Below are 13,464 nucleotides of genomic sequence, written 5' to 3' on the forward strand. Positions count from 1 at the left end.
CCGGTGTCTCAGGCGGGTGTCAATGTCACCGGCACACCGTTGAACACGGCATTGCCGGAAGGTGCGTCCACCAGCGAATCATCGGTCAGCGCATTGGCATTCACCCCGGCGTGCGCCCGCGCCACCGACTGCTCGGAATCGCCGTGTCCCCAGCCGTGCGGCAGGCTCACCACACCCGGCATGATGTCCTCGGTCGGCTCCAGATCCACCGTGAGCACGCCCGCGGCGGACTTCACCACCGCGTGCCCGTCCAGCCCGAGCCGGGTCATATCGTCCGGATGAATATGCAGCGTGCACCGATTCGCACCGCCCACCAGCGGCGGCACATTGTGCAGCCAGCTGTTGTTGGACCGCAGATGCCTGCGCCCGACCAGCACCATGGCGGGCGCGGCGTCCGCTAGCCGCTCATGCAGCCGCCGCACATCGGCCAACAGCGCCTCCGGCGCGAGATCCACCTGCTTCGACGCGGTGAGCAACAACTCCGGCAGTCGCGGCTGGAGCGGTCCGAGGTCGATCCCGTGCGGGTTATCCAGCAGCACTTGCAGATTCAGCCCACGATCCGAGCCCGTCCACTCGCCGTAGGGACCCAGCCGCACCATCATGTCGATGCGCTGTTCGATGGTGTTCTCGCCCAGCAGTTCCGACCGCCGTTCCGAGAGCCCGGCCTTGTGCAGCGTCCCCGCGATCACGAATTCGTCCACGGCCGCGAGCGGATCCACGCCCGGCTGCGTCTCCTGACCGGTGATGGCCAGCGCCAGCCGCGCCATGATCTCGGATTCGGAGAGCTCATCCGGACCAAGCGGCAGCAGCGGCCGCGAGTACCGCGCGTAGTTGTGCACGGCGAAGTTGAGCAGTGCGAAATCGTAGTGCGGTGATTGCAGGATGCGCGGCGGCGGCAGGATCACATCGGCGTGCCGGGTGGTCTCGTTGAGGTAGCGGTCCACGCTCACCATGAAGTCCAGTCCCGCGAAGGCGTCGGCCAGGCGCGGCCCACTGGGTGCGGACAGCACCGGATTGCCCGCGACCGTCACCATGGCGCGAATCTGCCCGTCACCGGGTGTGAGGATCTCATCGGCCAATGTCGCGACCGGCAGTTCACCCATGGCCTCGGGCAGTTCACGCACCCGGCTGTTCCAGCGCCCGAGCCGGAAGGCCCGGGTGCGGACGATGCCGAGCGCCGCCGCGTTGGCGAACATCGCGCCGCCGGGTGAATCCAGATTGCCGGTCAGCGCGTTGATCACATCGACCAGCCACTGCGTCACGGTGCCGAATTCGGCCGTGCAGGTGCCGATGCGCGCGTAGACGGCGGCGGTGGGCGCGGCGGCGAGCTCGCGCGCGAGCCGGACCACGGTGTCCGCGGCCACCCCGGTGCGCTCGGCCACCACGTCGGGGGTGAAAGGCGCTGCGGCATCGCGGACTTCATCGAGTCCGCGCACCGGCACCCGCACCTCGGTCAGATGCTCCGCGAACAGCGTGTGCACGATCCCGAACAGCAGGTACGCATCACTGCCCGGCCGCACGAACAGATGCTCATCGGCGAGTTTCGCGGTGCGGGTGCGGCGTGGATCCACCACCACGAACTTCCCGCCGCGCTGCCGCAGTGCCTTCAACCGTCCCGGGAAATCCGGTGCGGTGCACAGTGATCCATTGGATTCGAGCGGATTCGCGCCCAGCATGAGCAGGTAATCGGTGCGATCCAGATCCGGCACCGCCACCGTGAGCGGATCGCCGAACATCAGCCCGGACGCCACCTGTTTGGGCATCTGATCGGAGGTGCTGGCGGAGAACAGGTTCCGGGTGGCCAGCGCCCGGATCAGCAGCGGCACATACAGTGCTCCCGCCACCGTGTGCGCGTTCGGATTGCCGAGATACAGCCCCGCCGACTGATTGCCGTGCGCGGCGGTGACCTGCGGCAGCCGCTCCCGGATCACCCCGAACGCCTCATCCCAGCTCACCGCCCGCCAGGTGTTCGTGGCGCGGTCCCGAAGCATGGGCGCGGTCAGCCGGTCCGGATCCTCGTCGAGATGTCCGAGCGTCGCGCCCTTGGGGCAGATGAAACCACGGCTGAACGGATCCGCCTTATCGCCGCGTACAGCTGTCACGTGATCATCGGCGTCGAGCGTGATCTCCAGCCCGCACACCGCCTCGCACAGCGGACAGGTGCGCGGCAGGGTCCGCGAGGTGTTCATGGCGGGGGTCATACCTCATCATCGCGCGGTGGCACGACAACGGAAACAGCAACGCGTCAACTGGGCATCAATTGCGAGTGTCGGTTTTCCGACACACCGACCGTGTCGGCGGAGACAGACGCGGCGCGGCTCCCGCGACCAGGCTTGCCACATGCGGTTTTTGGAGCGAACACAAGCACTCGAGGTGCTGCGCGCGGCCTGGCAGGACATCGCCGCGGGCAATGGATCGGCGGTCGTGCTCAGCGTCGGCGGTGAAACCGGCATCTTCATCCCGCTGCCGGACGCCCCCGTGCCGCCTCCGGCCGCCCGGTCGGCCATCTCGCGGCCCGCTCCGGCACCGTCGCCCGGCTCGCACACCGTGCCCGGGCTGACCGGCCGCCAGCAGGACGTTCTGGACCTGCTGTGCGCGGGCCTGACCAATGCGGAGATCGCCGAATACCTCGTGCTGTCGGTCCGGACCGTCGATCACCACGTCTCGGCCATCCTGCGCACCCTCGGCGTCCGCAATCGCCGCGCGGCCCGCGCCAAGGTGCTCGGCGATGAGCAGCCGGTGCAATCGGGTCATCCCTCCGGCCCCAGAGCAGCTCTCACACATCACAATTCACACCCGTCACGCCGACTGCGCACCGCCTGAAGAGTTTCCACTTCCAGATACGCCAAAAACCGCGGATGCCGGGGAGCATCCGCGGTTCTGCTGTTATAGCTATTAGCTACCGGCGGTAGTGCCTATTCACATGTGACGGTGCGTCATTCCCCTCAGGAAGCGATGCGGGTGCTCTGTGGCTTGACTCCGCCTTTGGCGGCGGCGCGCACCGCCGCCGAGATGGCGACCACCGGCGGGACCCAGCGGGCCTCGTGCGGTGCCACGCCCCAACAGGCCGAACCGTCGAACAGCTGGGTCGGCGGCAGCGGGATGCCCGCGCCGTCGGTGTGCACGATGGCGCCCGCGGCACGCAGCGCCTCGATGGCCATGGCGGCCTTGCGCAGCCCCGTGACCAGGTGGATCTCGCGGCGCTCGGCGCCCGGGATCTCGATGACCGGCCCGGTCAGATCGTTGGCCCGCAAGTACCGGCGGACGAAGGCGGCGGTCTCACCCGTTACCTCGATGCCCGACAGGTTCTCATCGGTGACCAGGCTGATGCCATTGGCCGTTTCGGCGACCGTCCATCCACGCTCGGTGTACTCCTGCGCAGAGGCGGCCAGTGCTGCCGCCATGACGGAAGACGAAAACGTCGTTCGCACTGGTTTCTCCATTCCCCGGTAGATCTATGTCCTGCTCTGTGCGGGGTATCGGAACGAGCCGTTCGTTGCGTTACAACGTTGTTTTGCGCCGATATGGTTTTTCCCTCCAAAAGAGACGGCTCGTCCTTGTTCGTGGCGCGACAGAGTCGCTGGCACATCTGCGACAGGTCCGGGGGAGGAGCCCACTGCCTGCGAAGACGCCGTCAGGAGGTCTATCGCTCGCGCTACCCAGGAATGCAACATCCAACCTCGGAGTGTTCTAGAACACACTGTTTCGATCTGTCCCAGAAGGGGGATAGCGATGAGACTTCGCATGGTCGAAAAGGTCTGCGGGAGAGGAGATCGACGGCATGTCCGACCAATCGAACGGCAAGACACCCGAACTCGATGAACTCGAGGTCGAGGAGTTCGAGATCCGGCGGTGGGCCGCTTTCAAGGACTCCGCGGCCCGGCGCATGAACCGGCGGCTGGAACAGGAGGCCGTGGTCGACGAGGAGCCCGTCGAACCCTTCGCCAGCCCAAGCGCTTTCGGGTCCTGGAGTCTCGAGGCCATCCGCGCGCTGCTGGACGTGCAATTCCATCGCGCCGCCACCCGCACCCTGCTGCCGCTGGCCTACATCCTGGGCTTGGCAGCCGCTTTCGCCATCCCGATCGTGGGAACCATTGGGCTGTGGCGGGTTTCGGCCTGGCTGGGCATCGTCTTCGCGGTGGTCTTCGCGATTCCACTGGGCCTGACCATCGCCGCGGTGGTGCGATTGCTGCTGGAATTCGTGCTCAACGCCTCACGGCTGGCAAGCCGGGTGGAGCACATCGCCGAGATGGGCGATGACCTGTTCCAAGCCCTTTCCGACGTGGCAGAACCGGTCAATCAATTGTCGGAAGATGTTCGCGCCGTGCAGTTCTGGCGCTTCGGGAGACGGTCGTCGCGCAAGTAATTGTGCAACAATGCGAGCGCAAGACTCGTAAGGGGGAGGGATGGCACTACCGCAGGGCATCACCGGATCCACCATGCCGCGGCGGCAACTCGGCCGTCACCTGCGCGACCTGCGCAATCGCGCCCGGATGACGACCCGGGTGGCAGCGCAGCGGCTGGAATGGTCCGAAGCCAAGATCTGGCGGATAGAAACGGGGCAGACCTCACTGCGCAGCCTCGATGTCGAGGCCATGTGCCGCATCTACGGCGCGCCCGAGGACGCCATCGAACCGCTCACCGCCCTGGCCCGGGAAACCAAGGCGCGCGGCTGGTGGACCGAGTTCGGCGATGTGATCGACGAGGGGTACGAGGTCTACATCGGGCTCGAAGAGGCGGCGGCGCGGCTCACCACCTACGAAAACGAGCTGGTACCCGGGCTTTTGCAGACCGAGGCGTATATGCGCGCGGTGCTGGCCGGTGCCAATCCGGGCATCTCCGCCGAGCAGATGGACCGGCGCGTGCGGGTGCGCACCGCCCGGCAGTCGCTGCTCACCCGCGCCGAATCGCCGGTGCATCTGGACGTGATCATTTCCGAGGCCGTGCTGTGGCATCGCATCGGCGGTGACGAGGTCACCATCGGCCAGCTGGACAAGCTGCGCAAACTGGGTGAACTGTCGAATGTGCGGCTGCGGCTGCTGCCCGCCGACTGCGGCTATCACCACGGTATGGACGCCGGGCGCTTCGTGCTGCTCGAATTCCCTTCCACCGCAACCGAACAGACCGAACCGCCGGTGGTCTACGTGGAATCGCTGACGGGTGCGTCCTACCTGGACAAGGAACCCGATGTGGAGCGGTATCGCGAGGCGTTCGCGGCGGCGGCGGCCATCGCGGTGGACGCGCTCCCGCTGATCGAGACCATTCGCGCCACGGTCTGAACGCGGCTCATTGCTCGGCGCGGTGGTGAAAACCGCCGCGCCGCAGTATTTTCGCGCGAAATCTATTCGCTGAGCGACTGCTCCAGCACCTCGCGGTGCGTGGGCGCGGCCTCGCCGTGCAGTTCGCGACCCTTATCGGTGAGGCAGACGAAGATAGCTCGCCGATCCTCCGTGCACAGGGTGCGGCTGACCAGTCCGTCGCGTTCCAGCCGCGCCACCGCGCGTGAGAGCGCGCTCTGACTCAGATGGATGTCGTGGGCCAGATCGGCCATCTTGTAGCTCTCGACCCCGGCGTCCATGAGCCGGTCGAGGGTTTCGAATTCGCTGAGCCCGAGGTGGTGGCGGCCTTGCAGTTCCTTCTCGAGGGCGCAGGAGGTCGTCGCGTGCCGGGCGAGAAGATCGCGCCACTGAGCTACTAGAGCATCAGGAACGACCTGTTCGACAGTCGTTGTCGGCTTCGGCATGGCCGCCATCTTAGTGCGAGAGTGCAACTCATGCAACTGCATTAAATGTTTGGACAACATATGCGTGTGCATGTACTGTCCTCTCTCGTGACTTCCACAGACCTACGCCCCGCAGTGAGCACCGCGGCAGACTCCACGCAGTGGACGCTCCGGCTCTGGGGCATGCTCATCACCCTGTGCATCGTGCTGTTCCTCGACGGCCTGGACGTGTCGATGATCGGCGTCGCCCTCCCGTCCATCGGCACCGAACTCGACCTGCAGACCTCCACCCTGCAGTGGCTGGTCTCCGGATATGTCCTCGGCTACGGCGGCCTGCTGCTGCTCGGCGGCCGCACCGCCGACCTGCTCGGCCGGCGCAAGGTCTTCCTGATCGCCCTGGCCGTATTCGCCATCGCCTCTCTCGCGGGCGCCTTGGTGAGCTCCGGTCCGCTGCTGATCCTGACCCGCTTCATCAAGGGCCTGGCCGCCGCGTTCACCGCGCCGACCGGACTGTCCATCATCACCACCAATTTCGCCGAGGGCCCGGCCCGCAACAAGGCGCTGTCCATCTACACTGTGTTCGGTGCGGGCGGTTACTCCATGGGCCTGCTGTTCGGCGGACTCATGACCGGTCTCGGCTGGCGCTGGACCTTCCTGCTGCCCTTCCCGGTCGCCATCGCGGCCCTGATCGCGGCCTTCTACCTGGTGCCCAAGGACGGGCCCGCCGAAGAGGGCGGTCACGATCTGCTCGGCGCGCTGCTGTCCACCGCGGGCATGCTGCTGCTGGTCTACACCGTGGTCTCGGCTCCCGAAGCCGGCTGGGCCTCGGCGCGCACCATCATCTCGTTCATCGCGGTCGCCGCACTGTTCGCCGGATTCGTCGCGGTGGAGAAGCGGGTGCGCTACCCGCTCGTTCGCCTCGGCATCCTGAAGAAGCCCACGCTGTGGCGGGCCAGCCTGGCCATCATCGCGGTCGCCGGTTCCTTCTTCAGCTGGCAGTTCATCACCACGCTGTACCTGCAGGACACCCTCGGCTGGTCGCCGCTCAAGCTGTCGCTCGCGCTGCTGCCCGTCGGCCTGCTGGTGGTCGCCTCGGCCTTCGTCTCGGACAAGCTGGTCGATCGCTTCGGCACCGGGCCGATCATCGCGGTCACCATGACCATCATGGCCATCGGCTACCTGATGTACCTGCGCATCGACACCGCCCCCGCCTACCTGACGGTGCTGCTGCCCGCGGTGCTGCTGGTCGGCATCGGCTGGGTCGGCTTCCCCGCCATCAACATCCAGGCCACCAGTGGCATCGATGATGATGAACAGGGCCTGGCGGCAGGCGTGCTGCAGACCGCCATGCAGGTCGGCGCGGCCATCGTGCTCGCGGTGACCACCGCGATCATCTCCTCCGGATCGCACACCGACACCAGCCCCGCCGCGGTGCTCGACAACTACCGCCCCGGACTGGAATTCGCCGCCGGTGTCGCCATTGTCGGCGCGCTGGTCGCCCTCACGGTCTACCTGCCCAAGCGCAAGGCGCGCAAGGCCGTCGCGGCGGAGCCGGAGGTCGCACTGGTCGGCTGAGACACCGGGCCGACGCCCGCCGCTCACACGGGCGACGGCCATCCTGAAAGACCTGGGGCGCACCGTAGTACACGGTGCGCCCCAGTGCCGTATTCGGAAGTCGTTCTCAGTGCGGCAGTTTCAGATCCGCCAGGCGCGGCGCCGCGGCGTCCTTGGCGGAGCGGGTGAAGCTGAGCGGGTTTCCGTAGCGATCCAGCTCCGGCCATTCGATGCCCAGGTCCGGATCGAAAGCGTCCAGATCCCGGTCGAATTCGGGCGCGTACTCCAGCGAGCACAGATAGATGACGGTGGAATCGTCCTCCAGCGACAGCAGCGCGTGACCCAGCCCCTCGGCCAGGAATACCGATTTCCGCTCCACATCGTCGATGACGACGCTGTCCCACCGCCCGAAGGTCGGCGACCCGGGCCGCAGATCCACCACCACGTCCAGGAACGCGCCGCGCACGCACGTCACGTATTTGGCCTGGCCCGGCGGATCCTCGGTGTAGTGGATACCGCGCAGCACCCCCGCCGCCGAAGTGGAGGTATTGACCTGGAGCAGTTCGAATTTCCGCCCCACGATCTTCTCGAACTCCGAGGATTTGAAGGTCTCGGCGAAGACTCCGCGCTGGTCGCCGTGCAGGGCGGGGGTGAACTCCCACGCGCCGGGCACCGCCAGTTCGCGAATTCGCATGCTCATTCCACTCGTCCCTGTTCCAGCAGGCGCAGCAGGTAGGCCCCGTAACCGGAACGCACCAGCGGCCGGGCGGCCGCGTCCAATTGCTCGTCGTCGATGAAACCCATACGCCAGGCCACTTCCTCGGGTACCCCGATCTTCAGGCCCTGGCGCTCCTCGATGGTACGGACGTAGTTGGCGGCATCCAGCAGCGAATCGAAGGTGCCGGTGTCCAGCCACGCGGTGCCGCGGCGCAGCACCTCCACATTCAATCGGCCCTGTTCGAGGTAGGCGCGATTGATATCGGTGATCTCGTATTCGCCGCGATCGGACGGCTTCAGCTCGCGCGCGATCGCCAGCACGTCGTTGTCGTAGAAGTACAGCCCCGGGATCGCGTAGTTCGAGCGCGGCGTCTTGGGCTTCTCCTCGATGGAAATGGCCTTGCCGTCGGCGAATTCGACCACGCCGTACGCGGTCGGATTGGAGACCCGGTACGCGAAGACCGCGCCGCCGTCCACGTGCGCGTACCCGCCCAGGCTCTGGCCCAGGCCCGGACCGTGGAAGATGTTGTCGCCCAGCACGAGTGCGGCGGTCTCGTTCCCGATGTGCTCCGCGCCGAGCACGAAGGCGCGCGCCAGCCCATCCGGTTCGGGCTGCACGACGTAGCTCAGATTCAGTCCGAACTGGCTGCCGTCGCCGAGCAGCCGGGTGAACGCGTCCGCGTCCTCGGGGGTGGTGATGACCAGGATGTCCCGGATGCCCGCCAGCATGAGGGTGGACAGCGGGTAGTACACCATCGGTTTGTCGTACACGGGGACAAGTTGTTTGCTCACCCCGCGCGTAATCGGGTGCAAACGCGACCCGGTGCCGCCCGCCAGGATGATTCCACGCATGTCACGAGAGTCTGCCAGTTCCGTTGCGAGCGAGAGCGGGGAGGTTCCGACTCCGCCGCGAAACCGTCACGGTCGTTTGCGGCCATACCTATTCGGCGATATCTGTTGCGTAGGTCACGTTCCCATGGTGTTCTGAAACGACGCTATGTGAGATGTCAGCGCCGACTCTCCCGCGCCGGATAACCCGAGCTGTCTTCGGTTCTCCGGACGAACGGCTCGGCGCGCCAACAATGAGGTAGGTGCGCAATGGCGAAGACCCGCGACGACCACGCCGAGGCCCCGGTCGTCAATCCCGATACCGTCAGCGTCTACGCACGCACCCTGGAGGCCGTCAGCCGCGCGACCATCCGGCCCGCCGGGGAACTCATGACCCTGACCGAAGGCGCCATGCCGATCGTCAGCGGCGTCATCAACAGTCTCGCCAGGCTGCGGCCCGCACCGCGCGGGGTGGAACGGGAAGAGGTGCGGCTCAACGGCTTCCGCATGGAGATCGTGCGGCCCGCCGGAGCGCGCAGCGCCATGAGCGACGGCGTCGTGATGTACATGCACGGCGGCGGCTTCTTCCTCTGCGGACTCGATACGCACCGGCCCGTGGTCGCCGCGATCGCCCGGCGCACCGGAATGCCCGTCGTCAGCGTCGAATACCGGCAACTGCCCCGGACCGATATCGCCGGTTCGGTCACCGACTGCCTCACCGCCTACCAGTGGCTGCTCAGCCACGGCGTGCCCGCATCGCGCATCGTATTCGCCGGTGACTCCGCGGGCGGCTATATGACCTTCGCGACCGCACTGCGCGCCCGCGATGCCGGACTCCCGGTGCCCGCCGGACTCGTCGGCCTGTGTCCCGCACTGGATCTGGACTGCACCGAGAAGCGCGCGCACCCCAACTACCATCGCGATTCGCTGATCCCGTTGTCCGCCTTGGAAACCGTGGTGAAGCTCGGCGCGGAGGTGAACGGCCGCCTGGATCCGCAACTCTCACCGATCAACAACCCGCTCGCCGGAATGCCGCCCGCACTGCTCATCGTCGCCGAGGACGAGGTGCTGCGCCGGGACAGCGAGATCATGGCGCAGCGGCTCGCCCAGGCGGGCGTACCGGCCACCCTGGAGATCTGGCGGGGCCAGGTGCACGCCTTCATGGCCATCTTCCCGAATATGCCCGAGAGCCGGGCCGCGCTCGCGCACGTGGCCCAATTCGTCCGCGCCCGAATCGAATCCGCGCAGATCGCCCGGACAGCCTGATACAACGAAAGCCGCCCCGCCTGCCGTGTCGGCGGGCGGGGCGGCTGTGCGGACACGGGTGTGCCATCACGACGAAATCCCCCACCCGGGTGGTCCGGGCGGGGGATTTCGTGTGCTACCGCAGTCGAATTACTTGGCCGGGGCCGGGTTGATCGACGGCTGGTTGATGGTGGTGAAGTACTGCGCGGCAGCCAGGATGGCGACCGGGGCGGTCACGAAGATCTGACCCGCGACGGTACCCAGGAAGCCGACCAGGCTCGCGCCGACGAGGCAGCCGCCCAGCGGACCGGCGCCGAACATCAGCAGCAGCGGGGTGGTGGCGGCGAAGGCGATACCGGCGCCGATGACACAGCCCAGGGCCGCGCCGCCGATGCCACCGACCAGGGTGCCGACGGTGGCGCCCAGCGCGATGGTGTCCTTCATGCGGTTCCAGGCGGCCTGCTCACGGTCGTAGTCCGACTTCCACGGAGCCACGTTCTCGTAAGGCAGCGCGACCGGCTTGTAGACAGCCTTGTCGATCGAGTACTCGGGAGTCAGGGTCGCGGTGTGGTCGGAGATATTCGCCGCGATGGGGAACTCGAAATCATCGACGCGGAACTTCAGTTCGGTACCGGCGACGGTGGTGCCGTTGGCGGCCTTGACCTTGAAGACACCGTCCTCGACGACCATGGAACCGGCATCGGTGCGGATGATCGTGTTGGTCTCGGTGTTGGTCGCGGTGTAGTTGATCGCAGCGGCCTCATCGGTCGCGGGCGCCGCGTTCACGGTGCCGGCGGTGACGCCCATGGCGGCGATCAGCAGCGCCGACGTGGCGGCGAATTTCCTCATCAGCATTTTTTTCAGAACCTCATCGGGGAAGAGCTCGGGGGGACAGGAGAATCGAAAGCCAGGACAGCTAACGAGCGGTGAACCGGTCGTGACCGTTTGTTCAAATTACGTTCACTTCACCGATCGCACGGTTCGTCAGCTTTCGGAAATGTGCTGCGTGCGTATGGTTTTCGGGTGCGCTTCCCGCCGGCTGGTTTGTTACTATGCGGTCTCTTTGTGGCGAAGGTCACAGTGTTTTCCCGTAAAACCGGAATGATCCTGACCCGAAAGTCCCGGGTATTCCGCGAATTCATGACTTTCCGTATGAAAGTACGAGTATTCGGTGGTCAACTTGTTTCCTTCTTGTGTCCGATTCCGCTCCCGGGAAACGGTGGAACGGTGTAGGAACCGCAACATGGAGACCGAACGCCGCTGGACTCCGAAGGCGACGTAGGGTTTTCGATGTGCGATTGCTCGTAACCGGAGGCGCCGGCTTCATCGGCGCGAACTTCGTTCATCAGACCGTGACCACCCGTCCCGATGTCCAGGTGACCGTCCTGGACAAACTCACCTATGCCGGGAATCGGGCTTCGCTGGCCTCGATCGCCGATCGCATCGAGTTCGTGCACGGCGACATCGCCGACGCCGCGCTGGTCGACCGTCTGGTCGGCGGAGTGGACGCGGTGGTGCATTTCGCCGCCGAATCGCACAATGACAATTCGCTCGCCGATCCCTGGCCCTTCGTGCAAACCAATATCGTCGGCACCTATTCGCTGCTGCAGGCCGTGCGCAAGCATCAGGTGCGGTATCACCACATCTCCACCGATGAGGTCTACGGCGATCTCGAGCTCGACGATCCGGCGGCGTTCACCGAGGCCACGCCCTACAACCCGTCCAGTCCGTACTCCGCCAGCAAGGCGTCGAGCGATATGCTGGTGCGCGCCTGGGTGCGGTCCTTCGGGGTGCGGGCCACACTTTCCAACTGCAGCAACAACTATGGCCCGTACCAGCATGTGGAGAAATTCATCCCGCGGCAGATCACCAATCTCATCGACGGGGTGCGGCCGCGGCTCTACGGCGCCGGACATCAAGTGCGCGACTGGATTCACGTCGACGACCACAACAGCGCCGTCTGGGAAATTCTGGAGCGCGGTCGAATCGGGCAGACCTACCTCATCGGCGCGGACGGCGAACGCGACAACAAATCCGTCGTAGAGCTCATTCTGGAGACCTTCGGCCGCGCTCCGGACGACTTCGATCACGTCACCGATCGCCCCGGCCACGATCTGCGCTACGCCATCGATTCCACCCTGCTGCGCACCGAACTCGGCTGGAAACCCCGATATTCGGACTTCCGCACCGGACTGGCCGACACCGTGCGGTGGTACCGCGACAACGAGAACTGGTGGCGGCCACAGAAAACCGCCACCGAGAACGCCTACGCGGCCGCCGGGGAAAAAGTCCTCTAGCGCGGCACGGGTTCGGCGACGGCGACCCGCGCTCCCCAATCACGACTGTATACCGCCCAATCCTCGGGTGTGGCCGTGAAATCCACGTAGAGCGCCACGCCGAATGCCGCGCGGTGGATATCGGTGCGCCCCACACCCAATCGCACCCCGCGGATCGCGCCCGCCACCGTCTCGGCCGCACCGTGATGCCCGGCATCGTCGGCCCAGAAGGCGGGCAGTCCCATCAGCAGCGTCACCCGTGGTGGCGTGACCTGCAATGCCAGCCGGGTCTGCTGCGCGACATAGCCGCCGTACAGCGATTCCCACGGCATCGCGGTGTCGTACGACATCACCGCGACCTGGTCCACCCGGCGCGCGACTTCCGCGAAATAAGCCTGGGACCACCACTTTCCGTGATCTGCCACGGCCAGGCCCACCGAGTGCAGCCCCGGCAGTGGATCGATCACCGGCGCGGACACCGAAAGTTGTCGCCGCGCACCGGAGGTCACCGCGCACGTCTGATCCAGCAGGGTGAGGAAACCCTTGGATCCGGAGCGCACCGGCTCCAAATCGAAATGAATACCGTCGAATCCGAGGTCGAGCACCTGGCGCACCGAACCGAGCACCCGATCCCGGGTCGGCGCGTTCTCCACGTCGAGCCCGTCGAATTCCGGCGCGAGAATATCGCCGAGCCAGGACTGCACTCGGATATCGGGCAGCAAACGATGCGCCGTCTCGACGAACCACCGGGCTTGCGGATGGAGTGACTCCGGCAGGGTGCCGTCATGGTCAAGCGGGCCGGTGTGCACGTACAGGTCACGGATTCCGTTATCGGACAGCAGTTTTCCCAAGGCGACGAGATCGGCCTCGGTCTTGCGCCCGTCGACCCACGCGTGCCCGAGCCAGACCGCGTCCTGCCCCCGGGTATGGGCGGCGTGGTCGGGTGTCCCCGAGTTCTGCCGCCACAGGTAGATCGCCACCGCGGCGGGTGGAATCAGCAACGCGCACACCAGGATCAGGCAGGCAACCCGTAATTTTCGCCAGTGCTTCCAGCCGCCGAGCTGCCCCGCCCCGGCTGCGGCGATGCGCCGCAGCCGCCCCTTTTCTCCCATTTTCGAACTC

13 protein-coding genes are annotated in these 13,464 nt (G+C 66.2%); 6 read left to right on the forward strand and 7 right to left on the reverse strand.

All coding sequences use genetic code 11. The features are described 5' to 3' along the window. Window positions 1-8 precede the first annotated feature (8 nt). Window positions 9-2,189, reverse strand: a complete 2,181-nt coding sequence (locus AB0L82_RS18035) for a molybdopterin-dependent oxidoreductase (protein WP_364637162.1) — start codon at window positions 2,187-2,189, stop codon at window positions 9-11. A 151-nt stretch (window positions 2,190-2,340) separates the two neighbouring features. Here AB0L82_RS18035 and AB0L82_RS18040 point away from each other — a divergent pair, with 151 nt between their 5' ends. Further along, window positions 2,341-2,823, forward strand: coding sequence for a helix-turn-helix transcriptional regulator (locus tag AB0L82_RS18040; protein ID WP_364637164.1), 483 nt, complete (start codon window positions 2,341-2,343; stop codon window positions 2,821-2,823). Between the two features lie 122 nt (window positions 2,824-2,945). Here the strand turns inward: AB0L82_RS18040 and AB0L82_RS18045 are convergent, their stop codons facing one another. Beyond that, the gene (locus AB0L82_RS18045) at window positions 2,946-3,443 is read right to left on the reverse strand and encodes a hypothetical protein (protein ID WP_364637166.1); all 498 of its coding nucleotides are present in this window, start codon (window positions 3,441-3,443) and stop codon (window positions 2,946-2,948) included. A 338-nt stretch (window positions 3,444-3,781) separates the two neighbouring features. On the opposite strand from AB0L82_RS18045, the gene AB0L82_RS18050 reads away from it, so the two are divergent. Continuing rightward, window positions 3,782-4,366, forward strand: a complete 585-nt coding sequence (locus AB0L82_RS18050; RefSeq protein WP_364637168.1) for a DUF4282 domain-containing protein — start codon at window positions 3,782-3,784, stop codon at window positions 4,364-4,366. Window positions 4,367-4,406: 40 nt separating this feature from the next. Beyond that, window positions 4,407-5,279, forward strand: a complete 873-nt coding sequence (locus AB0L82_RS18055) for a helix-turn-helix transcriptional regulator (RefSeq protein WP_364637170.1) — start codon at window positions 4,407-4,409, stop codon at window positions 5,277-5,279. Window positions 5,280-5,341: 62 nt separating this feature from the next. Here AB0L82_RS18055 and AB0L82_RS18060 read toward each other — a convergent pair whose 3' ends face one another. Continuing rightward, a complete protein-coding gene (locus AB0L82_RS18060) occupies window positions 5,342-5,743 on the reverse strand; it encodes a MarR family transcriptional regulator (RefSeq protein WP_364637172.1) in 402 nt (133 codons plus the stop codon). A gap of 87 nt (window positions 5,744-5,830) precedes the next feature. Between AB0L82_RS18060 and AB0L82_RS18065 the strand changes: the two genes are divergently transcribed. Beyond that, entirely contained in the window at window positions 5,831-7,297 is a 1,467-nt protein-coding gene (locus AB0L82_RS18065; protein WP_364637174.1) for an MFS transporter, read from the forward strand. 106 nt (window positions 7,298-7,403) lie between these two features. Here the strand turns inward: AB0L82_RS18065 and rfbC are convergent, their stop codons facing one another. Together rfbC and rfbA are read right to left on the reverse strand one after the other, a co-directional pair. After that, window positions 7,404-7,970 carry a dTDP-4-dehydrorhamnose 3,5-epimerase gene (gene rfbC / locus AB0L82_RS18070; RefSeq protein WP_364637968.1) on the reverse strand — a complete coding sequence of 189 codons (567 nt, stop codon included), beginning with the start codon at window positions 7,968-7,970 and terminating at the stop codon, window positions 7,404-7,406. A 2-nt stretch (window positions 7,971-7,972) separates the two neighbouring features. Further along, on the reverse strand, window positions 7,973-8,845 hold the full coding sequence (gene rfbA / locus AB0L82_RS18075; RefSeq protein WP_364637176.1) for a glucose-1-phosphate thymidylyltransferase RfbA: 873 nt from the start codon (window positions 8,843-8,845) through the stop codon (window positions 7,973-7,975). A gap of 246 nt (window positions 8,846-9,091) precedes the next feature. Here rfbA and AB0L82_RS18080 point away from each other — a divergent pair, with 246 nt between their 5' ends. Next, the gene (locus tag AB0L82_RS18080; protein WP_364637178.1) at window positions 9,092-10,087 is read left to right on the forward strand and encodes an alpha/beta hydrolase; all 996 of its coding nucleotides are present in this window, start codon (window positions 9,092-9,094) and stop codon (window positions 10,085-10,087) included. A gap of 129 nt (window positions 10,088-10,216) precedes the next feature. On the opposite strand, the gene AB0L82_RS18085 is transcribed toward AB0L82_RS18080, so the two are convergent. Then, entirely contained in the window at window positions 10,217-10,921 is a 705-nt protein-coding gene (locus AB0L82_RS18085) for a hypothetical protein (protein ID WP_364637180.1), read from the reverse strand. Between the two features lie 437 nt (window positions 10,922-11,358). Between AB0L82_RS18085 and rfbB the strand changes: the two genes are divergently transcribed. Next, a complete protein-coding gene (gene rfbB / locus AB0L82_RS18090) occupies window positions 11,359-12,363 on the forward strand; it encodes a dTDP-glucose 4,6-dehydratase (RefSeq protein WP_364637182.1) in 1,005 nt (334 codons plus the stop codon). Here the strand turns inward: rfbB and AB0L82_RS18095 are convergent. Then, window positions 12,360-13,454: a hypothetical protein gene (locus AB0L82_RS18095; protein WP_364637184.1), complete on the reverse strand. Its 1,095-nt coding sequence runs from the start codon at window positions 13,452-13,454 to the stop codon at window positions 12,360-12,362. The genes rfbB and AB0L82_RS18095 overlap by 4 nt on opposite strands. Window positions 13,455-13,464: the final 10 nt, after the last annotated feature.

It is taken from the genome of Nocardia sp. NPDC052001, from assembly GCF_040680615.1.
Lineage (GTDB): Bacteria > Actinomycetota > Actinomycetes > Mycobacteriales > Mycobacteriaceae > Nocardia.